The organism is Pseudomonas sp. H1_D05 (genome assembly GCF_054682705.1).
The window spans coordinates 4,702,496-4,717,414 of the sequence record NZ_CP162825.1 but is presented as its reverse complement, the minus strand read 5'-3'; the positions used below and the strand labels follow the sequence as shown (position 1 = coordinate 4,717,414).

The 14,919-nt window shown below is 60.5% G+C and carries 14 protein-coding genes and 1 riboswitch; of the genes, 9 read left to right on the top strand and 5 right to left on the bottom strand.

What is annotated here, in order from left to right; translation table 11 throughout:
* Positions 1 to 16 precede the first annotated feature (16 nt).
* Genes mdeB through AB4O11_RS21310 form a run of 5 tightly spaced genes read right to left on the bottom strand, consistent with a single transcriptional unit; the run spans position 17 to position 5,989 of the window.
* Positions 17 to 2,680: an alpha-ketoglutarate dehydrogenase gene (gene mdeB / locus AB4O11_RS21330; protein ID WP_460128391.1), complete on the bottom strand. Its 2,664-nt coding sequence runs from the start codon at positions 2,678 to 2,680 to the stop codon at positions 17 to 19.
* 36 nt (positions 2,681 to 2,716) lie between these two features.
* Positions 2,717 to 3,025, bottom strand: a complete 309-nt coding sequence (locus AB4O11_RS21325; RefSeq protein ID WP_095049901.1) for a putative quinol monooxygenase — start codon at positions 3,023 to 3,025, stop codon at positions 2,717 to 2,719.
* A 27-nt stretch (positions 3,026 to 3,052) separates the two neighbouring features.
* Positions 3,053 to 3,706: an oxygen-insensitive NAD(P)H nitroreductase gene (gene nfsB, locus AB4O11_RS21320; RefSeq protein ID WP_093433370.1), complete on the bottom strand. Its 654-nt coding sequence runs from the start codon at positions 3,704 to 3,706 to the stop codon at positions 3,053 to 3,055.
* A 54-nt stretch (positions 3,707 to 3,760) separates the two neighbouring features.
* Entirely contained in the window at positions 3,761 to 4,933 is a 1,173-nt protein-coding gene (locus AB4O11_RS21315; RefSeq protein ID WP_460128389.1) for an L-dopachrome tautomerase-related protein, read from the bottom strand.
* A gap of 48 nt (positions 4,934 to 4,981) precedes the next feature.
* A complete protein-coding gene (locus AB4O11_RS21310) occupies positions 4,982 to 5,989 on the bottom strand; it encodes a zinc-binding alcohol dehydrogenase family protein (protein ID WP_460128387.1) in 1,008 nt (335 codons plus the stop codon).
* 110 nt (positions 5,990 to 6,099) lie between these two features.
* On the opposite strand from AB4O11_RS21310, the gene AB4O11_RS21305 reads away from it, so the two are divergent.
* The 9 genes from AB4O11_RS21305 to AB4O11_RS21265 all read left to right on the top strand — a co-directional run bounded on the left by AB4O11_RS21305 (position 6,100) and on the right by AB4O11_RS21265 (position 14,906).
* Positions 6,100 to 6,993 (top strand): LysR family transcriptional regulator, encoded by an 894-nt coding sequence (locus tag AB4O11_RS21305; RefSeq protein ID WP_460128385.1) that lies wholly within the window; start codon positions 6,100 to 6,102, stop codon positions 6,991 to 6,993.
* A gap of 46 nt (positions 6,994 to 7,039) precedes the next feature.
* A riboswitch (cobalamin riboswitch) is annotated at positions 7,040 to 7,245 on the top strand.
* A 92-nt stretch (positions 7,246 to 7,337) separates the two neighbouring features.
* A complete protein-coding gene (locus AB4O11_RS21300) occupies positions 7,338 to 9,275 on the top strand; it encodes a TonB-dependent receptor plug domain-containing protein (protein ID WP_460128383.1) in 1,938 nt (645 codons plus the stop codon).
* Positions 9,275 to 9,634 (top strand): (2Fe-2S) ferredoxin domain-containing protein, encoded by a 360-nt coding sequence (locus AB4O11_RS21295; protein ID WP_460128381.1) that lies wholly within the window; start codon positions 9,275 to 9,277, stop codon positions 9,632 to 9,634. Before AB4O11_RS21300 ends, AB4O11_RS21295 begins: the two co-directional genes overlap by 1 nt.
* Positions 9,631 to 10,551 (top strand): ABC transporter substrate-binding protein, encoded by a 921-nt coding sequence (locus AB4O11_RS21290; protein ID WP_460128379.1) that lies wholly within the window; start codon positions 9,631 to 9,633, stop codon positions 10,549 to 10,551. Before AB4O11_RS21295 ends, AB4O11_RS21290 begins: the two co-directional genes overlap by 4 nt.
* A gap of 50 nt (positions 10,552 to 10,601) precedes the next feature.
* On the top strand, positions 10,602 to 10,805 hold the full coding sequence (locus AB4O11_RS21285) for a PLD nuclease N-terminal domain-containing protein (protein WP_007916127.1): 204 nt from the start codon (positions 10,602 to 10,604) through the stop codon (positions 10,803 to 10,805).
* A 183-nt stretch (positions 10,806 to 10,988) separates the two neighbouring features.
* Complete coding sequence (locus AB4O11_RS21280) at positions 10,989 to 12,077, top strand: NAD(P)/FAD-dependent oxidoreductase (RefSeq protein ID WP_460128378.1); 1,089 nt, start codon at positions 10,989 to 10,991, stop codon at positions 12,075 to 12,077.
* Between the two features lie 38 nt (positions 12,078 to 12,115).
* Entirely contained in the window at positions 12,116 to 12,598 is a 483-nt protein-coding gene (locus AB4O11_RS21275; protein WP_460128376.1) for a GNAT family N-acetyltransferase, read from the top strand.
* Between the two features lie 19 nt (positions 12,599 to 12,617).
* Positions 12,618 to 13,328 carry a phytanoyl-CoA dioxygenase family protein gene (locus tag AB4O11_RS21270; RefSeq protein ID WP_460128374.1) on the top strand — a complete coding sequence of 237 codons (711 nt, stop codon included), beginning with the start codon at positions 12,618 to 12,620 and terminating at the stop codon, positions 13,326 to 13,328.
* Between the two features lie 36 nt (positions 13,329 to 13,364).
* Positions 13,365 to 14,906, top strand: coding sequence for a methyltransferase regulatory domain-containing protein (locus tag AB4O11_RS21265; RefSeq protein ID WP_460128372.1), 1,542 nt, complete (start codon positions 13,365 to 13,367; stop codon positions 14,904 to 14,906).
* Positions 14,907 to 14,919: the final 13 nt, after the last annotated feature.

The following is a 14,919-nucleotide window of genomic DNA, read 5'->3' as shown; positions in this document are numbered from 1 at the left end:
CACAAGACGTGAAAACTCAGCAATTCCAGGGGGCTTCGGCGTCGGCGTCGATGCCGTATTTCGCCCGAGCCTCGGCATGTGCCTGCGGATCGACTGAAGCCAGCGCCGCCAAAACGATGTGATAGCGATCCACTTCAAAGAAGCTGCGCAACGCCGAACGTGTGTCGCTGCGTCCAAATCCGTCGGTGCCCAGGCAGATGCACGGCGCCTGTAAATACGGCACCACCAATTGTGCATAGGCACGCACGTAATCACTGGCCGCCACGACTGGAGCGTTACCGGGCAGACAATGCAGCAGGTGACTCTGGCACTCGACATCGCCGCCGAACACTTGCTGACGCTGCACCTCGCGGGCATCCCGGGCGAGTTCGGAGAAGCTGGTCACGCTCCACACTTCGCTGCTGACTTGCCACTCTTGATCCAGCATATGTGCGGCGGCAATCACCTCGCGCAGAATCGCTCCCGAACCCAGTAAACGAACCGCCGGCACCCCCTCGCCATAGCGGGCATAGAGGCGCATGCCGCGAATCACGTCCGCGTGTTCGTCTGGTTCAAGTGAGGCCTGAACGTAGTTCTCGTTGGTTACCGTCAGGTAATAGAACTCATCCTCTTGCTGCTCCAGCATGCGCCGGGCGCCATGGTCGATGATCACCGCCGCCTCGCTGGCAAATGCCGGGTCGTAGGCGCGGCAGTTGGGCACAGTGGCTGCCATCAACTGACTGGAGCCGTCCTGATGCTGCAGTCCTTCACCCGCGAGCGTTGTGCGCCCCGATGTGGCGCCGATCAAAAAGCCTCTGGCGCGCTGGTCGGCGGCAGCCCAGATCAGGTCGCCAATGCGCTGAAAGCCGAACATCGAGTAGTAAATGTAGAACGGCAGCATCGGCTCGCCATTGACGCTGTAGGACGTCGCCGCAGCGATCCAGGAAGAAATCGCACCGGCTTCGGTGATGCCTTCTTCGAGCAGTTGGCCGTCGGTCGATTCCTTGTAATAGAGCAGCGCGCCGGCATCTTCTGGCTCGTACAACTGGCCGACGGATGAATAAATCCCGATCTGCCGGAACAGATTCGCCATGCCGAATGTGCGCGCTTCATCGGCGACAATCGGCACAATGCGCGGCCCCAATTGTTTGTCCCGGATCAGATGGGTGAACAGTCGCACCACCGCCATGGTCGTCGAGTTTTCACGCTCATCGGCCTTCAGCGCAAAACGGCCATAGCTGTCGAGCGGTGGCACTGCTATTGGTGCTGCCACACCGTTGCGCTTGGGCAAGTAACCGCCGAGTGCCCGTCGCTGCTGATGCAGGTATCGCAACTCGGGGCTGTCGTCAGCCGGTTTGTAGAAGCGCATTTCTGCCACGGCCTCATCATCCAGCGGCAAGGCGAAACGATCACGGAATGCCTTGAGCACCTCGATATCGAGTTTTTTCTGCTGGTGCGAGGTGTTGCGCGACTCGCCGATCTGGCCCATGCCGAAACCTTTCTTGGTTTTGGCGAGCACCACGGTTGGCCTGCCCTTGTGCTTGCGCGCGGCCTCGAACGCGGCATGCAACTTACGAAAGTCGTGACCGCCCCGGCGCAACGCGTCGATCTGCTCCGGGCTCATGTCTGCAACCAACGCCTGCAACTGCGGGTCCTGGTCGAAGAAATGGCTGCGGTTATACGCACCGTCATTGGCCCCCAGATTCTGGTACTCGCCATCCACCATCCCGGCGAAGTGGCGCAACAGTGCATGGCCGTCATCGCGGGCAAACAATGGGTCCCAGTCCGAACCCCACAGCACCTTGATCACATTCCAGCCAGCGCCGCTGAACAGTGACTCCAGTTCCTGAACGATTTGCCCGTTGCCGCGTACGGGGCCGTCGAGACGCTGCAGATTGCAGTTGATCACGAAGGTGACGTTGTCGAGATTCTCCCGCGCTGCCAGCGAAAGCGCGGCGATGGACTCCGGCTCGTCCATCTCGCCATCACCAAAGACGCCCCAGACATGCCGCCCCTCCGTCGAGGCAATCCCACGGTGCTGCAAATACCGCAGGAACCGCGCCTGGTAAATCGCATTGATCGGGCCAATACCCATTGAGCCCGTGGGAAACTGCCAGAAGTCGGGCATCAGCCAAGGATGCGGATAGGAACACAATCCGCCGCCCTTCACTTCTTGCCGGTAACGCTCCAGTTGCGACGCCTGCAAACGCCCTTCAAGAAAGGCCCGCGCGTACACGCCGGGGGCAGAGTGCGCTTGGAAGTAAACCAGATCACCGCGCCCGGCTTCGCTGTCCGCACGGAAAAAGTGATTGAAGCCGACCTCGAAAATTTCCGCCGCCGAGGCGTAACTGGCGATGTGACCACCCAATTCGCCATAGGCCTTGTTCGCCTTCGCCACCATGGCCAGGGCGTTCCAGCGAATGATCGAGGTGATGCGCTCCTCCATCACCAGATCCCCGGGATAAACCGGCTGCTGTTCGAGCGCGATGGTGTTCTGGTACAGCGAATACGCACTCGCCGTCGTTTGCACGCCGAGACGGCTGGCCTGCTCGGCCAGTCGCAGCAGCAAGAACCGCACGCGCGGTCTGCCGCCGACTTTCGCGACACCTGCCAGGGCTTCCAGCCACTCGTTGGTTTCAATGGCATCGATGTCTTCGTGAACCGGCGTACCGTGGGTTGGCCGTTGCGCGGTATCTTTCATGGCTGCACACCCTGACAGGTTGAATGGACGACTGGATCAGTTCGACACGTGCTCAAGAAATATCAGTTGCAACGGCTCTTCCAGCAGGTCATCCGCCGCGGCGGCAAAGCGCTTGAAGTAAGGCATGGCGAAATGCGCATCCAGTGCCGCCTGATCCTTGAAGGCCTCGCGCATGTAGAACGTGCCGCGCTGGTCGCGCAGTTCAAACAACACATAGTCGAGATTGCCCGGCTCTGCGCGTGTCGGCTCAACCAGCGCCAGCAAGCCTTCTTTCAAGGCCTGTTCCTGGCCTGACCTGGCCTTGAGCACGGCAATCGAGATCAATGTTTCTGTGGACTGGCTCATCTTCAATACTCCTGGGACCGGGTGCCTTCAGAGAAAGGTAAACAGCGACTGGGACGGCAAGCGGGACTTGGGCAGGCCTGCGTTGAAGTCTTCGCTGCTGTGATAGCCCAGGCTCACCACGACCAGACTGGTGAAGCCCTGTTCGCGCAGGCCCAGTTCACTGTCGAGGACTTTGCTGTCGAAACCTTCCATCGGCGTCGCGTCGATACCCAGCGAGGCGGCACCCAGCAGCAATGTGCCCAGCGCGAGGTAGGTCTGCTTTTCCATCCAGTGCTGCAGGTCTTTCTGATCGAAGCGATGCAGATCGACAAAACCGCGCCGTCCACGCTCCTGCCCTGCTCGCGCCTCGGCATTGTGAAAACGCCCGTCCATGGCTTCCTGAGCCAGCAACGCCTGCAGGTATTCCTCGGGCAGATGCGTGCGAGTGCAGAAGACGATGACGTGCGACGCGTTGAGTATTTTCGGCTGGTTGAAGCTGAACGGCCCCTGAGTACTGTGGGCGATTCGCGCCCGGCTCTGATCACTCTCGGCAACCACGAAATGCCAAGGCTGGGAGTTGACCGACGACGGGCTGTTGCGCAGTTGTTCCAGCAGCGACTCCAGTGTGTGCCTGGGGATCTTGCGGTCGGCATCGAAAACTTTTGTGGTGAAACGGCGCTTGGCCAGAGAAACGAGATCCATGATTGAACTCCTGATCTGAAAAGTGAAAACGTAGAACTCAATGCCGCTTGGAAATCAGCGCGTCGGCGCCGGCGCTGCGTCGATCTTCAGACGCATCAGGCTGTAAGGTTTTTGCCGCTGATCCTGCCCGGAACGGAATGCCGCCTGGCGGTGCAACTGGTTGGCGATGAAATACAGATAGCCGTCGGGGCCAATCGACAATGTGTCTGGCCAGAGCAGGCGCGGGTCGTGTACCAGCGTTTGCCATTGGCCGTCCGGCAGACGCTTGCGGATCGAGTTGTGCTCGTAATCGCCGGCATAGACGGCGCCGGCGGCGTCAGCCTCCAGACCATCGGACGCGCCCTTCTCCCCCAGGTCCTGCACGGCGGCCGTCAGTTGCTGTTCACTGAAGTTGGCGTCACGCAGCAACGCGGTGGACACCGAATACAGGTGCCGACTCGACAGCGGTGTGAAATACAGTGTCTTGCCGTCCGCCGACAGCGCGATGCCGTCCGAGGCCACGCCCAGCGGTTTGCGCTTGCCGTCCGGACCTTCAACGGTGAGTGGCAGGCCTTCAACCACCGGGACAAAGGTCGGGTCAACCGAGGTCGCCGGCACACCGCTCAAGCGGCGCATGGCACTGCCGCTGGCGATGTCCATGACGATGATCGCGCCCGGTCCGCGCAGGGACGAGTCAGTGAGATAGACCGTTCCCTCCGGGCCTGTGCGAAAGTCGAAACGCATGTCGTTGACGTAGGTGCTCGGCAACATGACGTTGTCCGGGAACACCAGGCGCTTGACGATCTTGTTGCTGACCAGATCCACCGCGATCAGCTTCGCGCCTTTGGGTTTTGGGTCTGCGAAACCCGGCGCGGCGGTATCGAGCAACCAGACACGACCCCGCCCGTCGGCCACCACGCTCTGTACGCTGATCAGACCATTACTGGGATCGTTGAGGTTTTCCTGGTTGATCGCCGCGTTCGGGTAAGCCACGACTTTGCCGTCGCGGATCTCGCCCACGGTGAACGGCACGTTGTCGCCCCAACGCGGGAAGTTGACGAAGATGCGCCCGGTCTCGGTGACGGTCACGCCGGTGGGCATCGCGTCGTAGAACGCATGGACCTGTTCGAGCTTGCCGAAGGATCGGTCGGCGGGGGCATTGGCCGGCAACGCGACGGCGTTGATTGCATGGGCGAACGGCGCTGCCATGACCATGACCAATGCAGCAGAAAGCTTTTTCATACGCATGAGCTGCTCCTGACCGGCCCGCGTGCAGGCCCGTCTGAATGAATGAAATCAGAAACCTTCGAGTACCAGTTTGCCTCGGGCCTTGCCGCTCTCGACCAAGGCATGGGCACGGCGCATGTTTGCCGCGTTGATCGCGCCAAAATGTTCACCGACGGTCGTTTTCAAAATGCCCTGGTCAATCAGATCGCTGACGCGATTGAGCAGGTGATGCTGCTCAATCATGTCCGGGGTTTCGTACAGCGAACGGGTGAACATCAGCTCCCAGTGCAGCGACAGCGACTTGCGCTTGAGCGGCATTACGTCGAGGCTTTCAGGATCGTCGATCACGCCCAGACACCCTTGTGGTTGGAGCACTTCAATCAGCTGCGCAAAATGCTCCTCGGTATGGGTCAGGCTGGCGACATGGCTGACCTCGTCGATGCCCAGTGCCTGCAACTGTGCGAGCAGCGGCTGACTGTGATCGATGACGTGATGCGCGCCCAATTGCCGGACCCAGTCAGCCGTTTCCTGCCGCGAGGCGGTGCCGATGACGGTCAGCTGCGTCAACTGTCGGGCCAATTGCACCAGCATCGAACCGACGCCGCCCGCTGCCCCCGTGATCAACAGGCACTTGCCCTGCCCTGAACCTTCGGTGACACCGAGACGGTCGAACAACAGCTCCCAGGCGGTGATCGACGTCAACGGCAATGCCGCGGCATCCGCAGCACTTAACGAACGCGGTTTGTGCCCGACGATTCGCTCGTCCACCAGGTGAAATTCGCTATAACTGCCGGTGCGGGCAAGGGAGCCTGCGTAGAACACTTCGTCGCCAGGCTGAAACAGCGTCACTTCAGTCCCGACCTCGCGGACGATGCCGGCGGCATCCCAGCCGAGGATTTTCGGTTCTTTGGTGAAAGTGCCGGCGCGTACTTTGGTATCGACCGGATTGACCGACACCGCACGAACTTCTACGAGCAAATCCCGGGGGCCGGAAGTTGGCACCGGAAGGTCGATGTCCTGCAACGATTGCGGATCTTCAATGGGCAAAGCGTGTTGGGTGAAGGTGATGGCTTTCATGGAAACTCGCTGTCTGAAGAGCTGATGTGCTCGCTTGCCGCCATCTTCGACTTCCCAAGCACAAAGAAAAACCAGCAGAATGCGCCAACACTTTCACTGCAGGAGTGAAAATGATCCGCATCGATGATCTTGGTTTGTTCACCCGCAGCGCCGCGCTGGGCAGCTTCACCGCTGCCGCCCATGAGGCGGATTTATTGCCCGGCCAGGTTGCCGCGGCGATCAAGCGTCTGGAGCGTGAGCTGGACGTGCGCCTGTTTGCGCGCACCACCCGCAGCCTGCGATTAACCGCCGAGGGCGAGCAATACTTGCCCACCGCCCACTCGGTGCTGGAGGCGCTCAAGCAAGGCAAGGAAAACCTGCGCGGTGAAAACGCCACGTTGCGCGGCGTGTTGCAAGTGACGGCGCCGTCCGATCTGGGGCGCAACATTTTGCTGCCGTGGCTCACACTGTTTCGCCGCCAGCACCCGGAACTGACCTTGCGCTTTTCCCTGTCGGACCAGATGGCCGACTTGTTTCGTGACCCGGTAGACGTGGCGATTCGATACGGCTCGAATGAAGATGCCAACTACGTGGCGCTGCCGCTGGCACCGTGGAACCGGCGGGTGCTGGTCGCCGCACCGGAATACGTGGAGCGCCACGGATACCCGCGAACGCCGGATGATCTGCACAACCACGCTTGCCTGCTCTACCAGCAAGGCGGCCGGATCTACGACAAGTGGAGTCTGGGCAGTGAAACGATCCAGGTCTCGGGACCGATGTTCAGCGACGACGCCGACATCGTGCGCCGCTGGGCGTTGAGCGGCGAAGGCATCGCCAACAAATCCTGGCTGGACGTCAGTGCAGACGTGATCGCAGGGCGACTGGTCGTGCTACTGAAGGATTTTCCCGGCAATGCCTCACCGTTGAGTCTGGTGTGCCCGCATCGCAAGCAGATCACCCCGGCGGTGTCTCAGCTTTATGCGTGGTTGAGTGGCCAGTTTGTCGCTCTGGAACGTATCCAATAGCTCCCCCTGGTGGTTGCCGCATTGACGAGACGCTACTCGAATGTTCAGATGCCGGCCAGTTTCAGGTGTCCCATGCCGCCGTGCATGGGGTGAAACGGGAAACCGGTACGTTCTTTTCGAACAAGTCCGGTGCTGCCCCCGCAACGGTATGCGCGTGATGTTTTCAATACACCACTGTGGCCAGACGGCCATGGGAAGGTGAAAACCTCGATACGCGCGAGCCCGGAGACCGGCCTGGAATTTCGTTTGGCAAAATCCTGCGGTGGGCGGGCATGGGCCGGTATTGGCTGTGCGCGATGCCTTCTCTTGCATGCTCTTCTGCGAAGATCCTTTTCGAGAAGACAATGATTCGACCTTTCAACACTTCTGCTCCAACCCTGTTCCTTGGCTGCCTGTTCAGCCCGCTGCTACTGGCCGACGACGCGCCGCTGGAACTCAATCAACAAATCGTTACTGCACCGTCAGTGGAATCCACCACCGTCGCCGAGATGGCCAGATTCGGCAGCAAGGTCGAAATCGTCAGCCGCGAGCAGATCGAACGCGCCGGCCCCAGCGCCGATGTCAGCCGGGTGATGCAGATGTTCATTCCAGGCTTGTATGTGGCGCCGAAAAACGGCCCTTTCGACTACGGCACGTATTCGCTGCTCGGCGGGCGCAACGACGACACGCTGATCCTGCTCGACGGCGTGCGCCTGAACAATCGCCTGTACGGCGGCCTCTATCTGGACACTCTGCCGGCCAACGCCATCGAACGCATCGAAGTGCTCAAGGGTGGGCAGAGCCTGTTGTTCGGCACCCAGGCCGTGTCCGGCGTGATCAACATCGTCACCCGCAGCCCGCAATCGCGCAAAGCCGCCGGCGAGGTGAATCTGGGCGTCGACAGCTTTGGCGGCACCACCGAAGACGCCCGCGTCGAGAATATCTTCACTAACGGTTTCGGCGACCTCGGTTTGCTGGCGTACGTCAGCCATAACGTCTCCGACGGTTACCAGCCCTATCGCAACCGCGACATGAAAAACGATTCCGGCAAGGATCGCGCCTACGAAGTCACCACGTTCGGCGGCAAGGCGATTCAGTCATTCGGCGATGATTCGCGGCTGGAGCTGTTTTACCAATACGCCGACGCCAACCTCGATTTCGCCCGCCCGGTCGACAACCACAAGACCACTAACGACCGCGTGCAGCAGATCGCCACAGCGACCTTCGAGCAGACCGTCAATGAGCGCCTGAGCTACTTCGTCAAAGGCCATATCAACGACTGGGACACCCGCTACACGCGTGTCAACAACGTCGCCGGCGGCGGCACCAAGGTCATCAACCACAATGACTATTGGGGCTTCACCGATTGGGGTGTGCAGGCCGAAGGCAAGGCTGAATTGCCCGGCGATCATGTACTGGTGTTTGGCACCGACAATCAATGGTTCAAGGGCCAGGATGATGTGTTGATCATCGATAACGACAAGGCCGAAGCCCACGCTTTCTACACGCAACTGCGCCCGCAGATCGACGCCCTGCCCGACTGGCACCCGAGCATCGGTGTGCGTCACGAAGCCATGAGCGGTGGCGATGGTGCCACCGTCGGCATGCTCACTTCGCTGTATGACCTCAATGACAATTGGTCGGTGCGCGGCCAGTACGGCAGCGCCTACAAACTGCCAAACGCCGAGCAATTGTTCGTCAATGAACCGGGCGACGAGATCGGCAATCGCAACCTGAAGCCGGAAAAAAGCCGCAATGCGGAGCTGGGTGTCGACTACAAAGGCTTTCTGCTCGACCGCGAATTCAGCGCCAGCGTGACCCTGTTCAAACGCAAGATCGACGACTTGATCACCCTCGACGACATTCAATGGGTCAACGGTGAAGGCCAGGTGCGTATGCGCGGTTTCGAGGCCGACGCCAAACTCGCGCTCAACGATCAGTGGAGCCTGCAAGCGGACATGACCCGCAACCTCACCGAAACGCGCAGCGGTGTAACCCTCAACGATATCCCGAGCTTCTTCGCCCGTTCACGCGTGGGTTATGAATCGGAAAATCGCCTGTGGGGCGCCGGCGGTGCGATCCGCTATATCCGCGACATCAAAAGCTCGAAGCAAGTCGAGTACGGTAACTATTCCGTGGTCGACGCCGACGCTTATCGCTACCTCGACAACGCTCATCAGCACCGCGTGAGCCTGCTGGTGGAAAACCTGTTCGACCGCGATTACGTCACCAGCCGTTCGAGCAACGTCGACAACCTCGGCCGGCCGTTCACCTCCGAAGTGCGCTACACGTACCGCTTCTGATGAGTGGAATCAAAACCGTCGACGGCGTCGACACGCACCCGGACTGGTCAAATGTGCCCGAGCATGCGCGCCATGTATTCCTCTGCACCGGCCCGCGTTGCACCCAGCGCCGCGCCTTGCAGTTATGGAAAACCCTGCGCCGGCATTTGCTCGCGCACGATCGCATCGAGACGCCGGATGGCGTCTTGCTGACGCGTACGCACTGCCAGTTTCCGTGCAATCTGGGGCCGATTGTAACGGTGTATCCGGAGCGCTGCTGGTATGGCGTGCGCAGCCATGAAGATGTGCAGCGGCTGGTCGAGGGGCATCTGGTGGGCGGTGAAGTGGTTGCGGATTTGCTGATCAAGGTGCAGACATGAGATCGATTCTGTACGTACTTGGCGCCCTGCTCTGCTCAATGCCTGTACTCGCCGACAGTTACCGCAATTGCGGCGAAGAATGGAGCGCCGATCAATCTTCGCGCATCGTCGCGCTCAATCAGCATGCGGCCGATCTCGTCCTCGCACTGGGTGCCGGGCCAGCGCTGGTCGGCGTGGCGTATCTGGATGACACCGGTGCCGGTCAGCGCCAAGCCGAGTATTTCGGCGTACCGGTAATCGCGCGGCAGTACCCGGCCAGCGAAGTGCTTTACGCTGCGAAGCCGGATCTGGTGATCGGCGGTTTTGCCACGGCGTTCGGCGACGGGGTGACCTCGCGCTCGGGGCTTGCGCGCAATGGCGTGGGTTCGTATCTGCTGGAGTCCGCCTGCAACGGGCACTCACTGGATTATTTCGCGCATGTGCGCAATGACTTGCTGACCTTGGGCAAGCTGCTGCACCAGCAGCAAAAAGCCCAAGCATTGATCGACTCCATGGAAAAGGACATTGCCAGCGCCCGAGCCTTGGCCGGTGTAGGTAAACCGTTGTCCGTGTTCTATCTCGACAGCGAAGTCAAAGGTCTCGACAGCGAAGGTCGACGTGGCTTTGTCACCCAGCTGTTGGCCGCTGCCGGTGCGCGCAATGTGTTTGCCGACATCAACCTCTATCGAGTGACCGTGAACAGCGAAACCCTGCTGGCCAGCGACCCGGACGTGATCCTGCTGGCCGACGCCGAATGGTCGCCCGCCCGCCGCAAACGCTACCTGTTGGCCCACGACCCGGTCCTCTCGCAACTGCGCGCGGTGCGCGAGAACCGCATCATCGACATCCCGTTCACCCACCTGCTACCGACCTTCAACAGCGGTCGGGTGGCGCTGGAGCTCGCTCGCCTGCTCAATGCCCTGAATAAAAATAAATGAACCCGCCGCACCCTACGCCACCTAACGAACAGACCATCAGGAGGTAGCCAATGCAAATCGAAACCGTGTGGATCGTACTGGCGGCAGTTCTTCTGCTAATCGAACTCTGGGCCATCAATCGGGTGCGCAAGAGCGAGGGGAAAGCGAGCAATAAGGGTGTGTGGATTGTGCTGATCGTGTTTGTGCCGTTGTTCGGGTTGATTGCCTGGGCGCTGGCGGGGCCCAAGCATGTCAGTCAGCATTCGGCGTCGTAACCTGATCCTTGATCCATAGCGACTGAGCATCCGTCACGGACCGGCAGGCCTAATGCCCGCCGGAGATATGCTTGCTTAACCCGTTGCCAGCGTACGAGCCCGGCTTTTGGCCGGGCTTTTTTCTGGTTGCTCGCTGCGTCTCCCTGCTGCAGGATCAGCCGATCGACAACAGGGAATGTTGAAATGAACCAGGCAACACATCGACGAATTGTGGTGGTGGGTGCGGGCATCGTCGGCGCCTCGCTTGCGTATCACCTGTCTGGCAGAGGTGCGCAGGTCACGTTGATCGAGGCCGGCGAGATCGCGAGCGGCGTGACGGCAAGCTCTTTCGCCTGGATCACTGCCACGCACGCCGGCGCTGAGCCGATTGCGCAATTGCGCGGTATGGCCATAGAAGCCTACCAGCGACTCGAAACCGAGCTGCCGGATTTGCAGATTCGCTGGACCGGAGCGCTGTCGTACAGCGAATCAGCAGAGTATCCGGCGTCGGCGACATTGTTATCGTCTGCCGAAGTGCTTGCCCGCGAGCCCAACCTGAAAAATCCCCCATCCTGCGCGTTATTTCTTGCTGAAGAAGGCGCACTCGACGCCGTGCAGGCCACCCACGCCTTGATTGCCGGCGCCCAGGCGCTGGGGGCGCAATTGCTCACGCAAACCCGAGTGACCGCTTTCAAAACCTGCAACGCAGATGTCACCGGCGTTGAAACCACAGCGGGCACGTTTGATGCTGACCTTGTTGTGCTTGCTGCGGGGACTGGCACCCGACAGTTAACACAGATGCTCAACGTCTCCCTGCCCATCGACGCCTCGCCCGCCATTTTCATCCGCTACCAGACCCAACCGGGCCTCGTTAAAGGCATCATTTCCAGCCCTGTCATGGAAATTCGGCAAAGCGTCGACGGCACGTTGCTGGCCGCTGAAGATTTTCTGGGAGAGGCGCCGGGCAACTCGCCGACTGACATCGCCCGGCAAACCGCCGAAGCCATACAGAGTGAACTTCACGGTGTGGTTTCCATTGCGCCGCAAACCGTCGCCGTCGGGCTTCGGCCCATGCCCGCTGATGGCCTCCCCGTTGTCGGTTACTTGCCTGGGGTCGGTGGAGTTTACGTTTGCGCGATGCATCCCGGTGTGACGCTGGCGGCAATCGTCGGGCGCCTCGTCAGTGAAGAGCTGCTGGATCACCAGTCATCTGCTGCCCTTGCACCGTGCCGCCCAGAGCGTTTTTTTCAGAATTGCGGCAAAGTGACAAACAACGCTGCTCTTACCCGCTGAGAACCTGCGGCAATATCTACAACAAAGAGATTTTTATCATGGAAGAAGTCATCACCTATCGCATTGCCACTGCTGACGATGCGCCGGTAATGAGCGCATTGGGCCAACTGCTCAACTCGGTACACCACGCCGCTCGCCCCGATATCTACGCCGCCGCCACCGAAGATTTTGCCCGCGATTTGCCGCACTGGACCGGGGTATTCGAAAAGCCTGGCCAGATCGTCTTCATCGCCAGCGCCGGTGAACGGCCCGTGGCGTTCATTACGGCCATCCTGTCCGCCAGTTCCGGCCCGCTGATGCAACCGCAGAATGTGGTGCGCATCGGCTCGGTGTGTGTCGCCGAGCCGTTCTGGGGCAAAGGCATTGGCCGCGCACTGATTCAACGGGTGAAAGACTGGGCTATCGAGCAAGATGCTCAGGACTTGCGCCTGACGGTATGGCCATTCAACGAGCGCGCGGTACGCATGTATGCCGAGTTCGGCTTCGAAACCCGTGCCCTGGAGATGGGCGTGCGTTTGTGAGGAGCGGACACGTCCGATCATGAATAACCGTGAACAGCTCCATCAACAAGGTTTCGCCCTGCTCCGTCATGCCATACCCGCCGAATGGCTGAACGACCTGCGCCAGGCGTTCGATGCGGGTGTGCTGCCGTCAGATCGCTGGCCCGTCCCACGGGGTCAGGACTGGCGTCATTCGCTGTTGGATGAGCAGGCGACCGTGCGCGCGGTGTGCCGCTTGCCAACGGTGTTGGCCGTGGTCGGTGAGCTGATCGCCGAGCGCTTCTTCCTGTCCCAGGTTGAGGGTCGCGAACCGCTTGCGGGGGGTGGCCATCAGCAGCTGCATCGCGACTTGTCCGCGCAACGCCCCGGCGACTGTGCGGTGGCCCTGGCTTTTTTCGATGACTATGGTGCCGACAACGGCGCGACCCGCATCGTCCCCGGCAGCCATCGCCCGGCGCCGGGAGCGCCACCGGTAGACGTCAATGATGAGTCGGGATCAGTCCAGCTCACGGGCCGTGCGGGCGATATTCTGGTGTTCGATGTCGACCTGCTGCATGCCGGCACCAGGAATCTGCTGGGTGGGCGCCGGCGTTCGGTTCTGATCAACTATTGGGCCGAGCCGCTGTACGCATCTCACCGGCAAACCGTGGGCCTGCGAAATATCCGCATGGACCCTATCGAATGGTTCGATCCTGCCGACAACATCCTGGTGGACACCGAGGGGTTTAACGGCGCAAGTTTCCCCGTATAAAAGCCACTTTCTATTACGATTCAAGAGGCTGCACCCATGAGCAACGCCTGGAACGAAGGTTATTTCACCGACGAAGGCTACACCTACAGCTATAGCCGGGAAATCAATCCGGTATTCCAGCGTTACTGCCTGTTGTTGCGCGGCGTTGCCGGTCTGGACAATCCCGACGGTTATCACTGTGAACTCGGCTTTGGCCAGGGTGTGTCGATCAATATCCACGCCACGGCGAGCCCTGCCGGCTTCGTCGGGACGGACTTCCACCCCGGTCAGGCGGCCCATGCCATTGAGTTGGCGGAACTCAGCAACAACGGCGCAAAACTCTATGACGACAGCTTTGAGCAACTGCTGGCGCGCCATGATTTGCCGCAATTCGACAGCATCAGCCTGCACGGCATCTGGACCTGGGTCAGCCGTGACAACCAGAAGCTGATTGTCGAATTCGCTCGGCGCCACCTCAAACCGGGTGGTCATCTGTACGTCAGTTACAACGCATTCCCGGGCTGGTCGCCTGCGGCGCCGTTGCGCCAATTGTTCAGCCTGCACGACCGCTTCGCCAATCACTCGACGCGCGCAGATCAGCGCATCGACGCCGCGTTGCAGTTTTCCGAAGCGCTGCTGGCGGCCAACCCCAAGTACGCCATCGCCGCGCCAAGTCTGGGCGCCCGACTGCAGACCATCAAAGGTCAGGACCGCCAATACGTCGCCCACGAATATTTCAATCGCGACTGGAACTGCATGTATTTTGCCGACATGGTGGATGCGCTGACCCCGGCCAAGCTCGATTACGTCACGACAGCGGTGCCGCTGGATTCGGTTGATGCACTCAATCTGAGTGCCGAAGCCCTGACCTTTCTCGACGGTATCGAGCACCCGGTGATGCGCGAGCAGGCACGTGACTACTTCGTCAATCAGTCTTTCCGTCGTGATCTGTACGTGCGGGGTGCCAACCGGCTCTGCGCCGCCGAGCGCCGGGCGCGCATGCTCAAAACACGCTTTGTCCTCATGCAACCAGCAGAAAACGTAGCGTCCAGCGTCACCGGCCCCGCTGGCGAAGCGTCTTTGCAAGCGGAAATCTACGGCCCGCTGCTCGATGCCCTCGCGGGCCAGACGTATGAAGCCAAAACGATGCAGCAGTTATTCGATGCGGTGTCGCCAATCGCCTATGACGATCTGGAACAGGCGCTCGCCATCCTGGTCGGCATGGGTGCGGTAGCCCCGTGCCAGAGCGAAGCCGCCGAGGCGCGGGTGTACGAACGCTGCGCCGCGTTCAACCTGCAACTGTGCAAGCGCGCGCTGTTCAACGCCGACATTCAGGTGTTGAGCAGCCCGGTCACCGGCGGTGGCGTCATGGTCAGCCGCTTCCAGCAACTGTTCCTGATTGCAATCCGCCAGGGCAAACAGCACCCGGCGGAGTGGGCGCAACTGGCGTGGAGCGTCATCGCTGAACAAAACGAAGTGTTGGTCAAGGACGGCAAAACGCTGACCACCGCCGAAGCCAACATCGCCGCACTGACCGAGCAAGCCCAGGCGTTTGCCGAGCAATCGCTGATCGTGCTGAGCGCTTTGAAAATCGTCTGATCGGGGTAGGTGG

Excerpts from the sequence above, each read along its gene's own strand:
- mdeB (WP_460128391.1), bottom strand. The coding sequence starts at position 2,680 with ATGAAAGATACCGCGCAACGGCCAACCCACGGTACGCCGGTTCACGAA.
- AB4O11_RS21325 (WP_095049901.1), bottom strand. The coding sequence starts at position 3,025 with ATGAGCCAGTCCACAGAAACATTGATCTCGATTGCCGTGCTCAAGGCC.
- nfsB (WP_093433370.1), bottom strand. The coding sequence starts at position 3,706 with ATGGATCTCGTTTCTCTGGCCAAGCGCCGTTTCACCACAAAAGTTTTC.
- AB4O11_RS21315 (WP_460128389.1), bottom strand. The coding sequence starts at position 4,933 with ATGCGTATGAAAAAGCTTTCTGCTGCATTGGTCATGGTCATGGCAGCG.
- AB4O11_RS21310 (WP_460128387.1), bottom strand. The coding sequence starts at position 5,989 with ATGAAAGCCATCACCTTCACCCAACACGCTTTGCCCATTGAAGATCCG.
- AB4O11_RS21305 (WP_460128385.1), top strand. The coding sequence starts at position 6,100 with ATGATCCGCATCGATGATCTTGGTTTGTTCACCCGCAGCGCCGCGCTG.
- AB4O11_RS21300 (WP_460128383.1), top strand. The coding sequence starts at position 7,338 with ATGATTCGACCTTTCAACACTTCTGCTCCAACCCTGTTCCTTGGCTGC.
- AB4O11_RS21295 (WP_460128381.1), top strand. The coding sequence starts at position 9,275 with ATGAGTGGAATCAAAACCGTCGACGGCGTCGACACGCACCCGGACTGG.
- AB4O11_RS21290 (WP_460128379.1), top strand. The coding sequence starts at position 9,631 with ATGAGATCGATTCTGTACGTACTTGGCGCCCTGCTCTGCTCAATGCCT.
- AB4O11_RS21285 (WP_007916127.1), top strand. The coding sequence starts at position 10,602 with ATGCAAATCGAAACCGTGTGGATCGTACTGGCGGCAGTTCTTCTGCTA.
- AB4O11_RS21280 (WP_460128378.1), top strand. The coding sequence starts at position 10,989 with ATGAACCAGGCAACACATCGACGAATTGTGGTGGTGGGTGCGGGCATC.
- AB4O11_RS21275 (WP_460128376.1), top strand. The coding sequence starts at position 12,116 with ATGGAAGAAGTCATCACCTATCGCATTGCCACTGCTGACGATGCGCCG.
- AB4O11_RS21270 (WP_460128374.1), top strand. The coding sequence starts at position 12,618 with ATGAATAACCGTGAACAGCTCCATCAACAAGGTTTCGCCCTGCTCCGT.
- AB4O11_RS21265 (WP_460128372.1), top strand. The coding sequence starts at position 13,365 with ATGAGCAACGCCTGGAACGAAGGTTATTTCACCGACGAAGGCTACACC.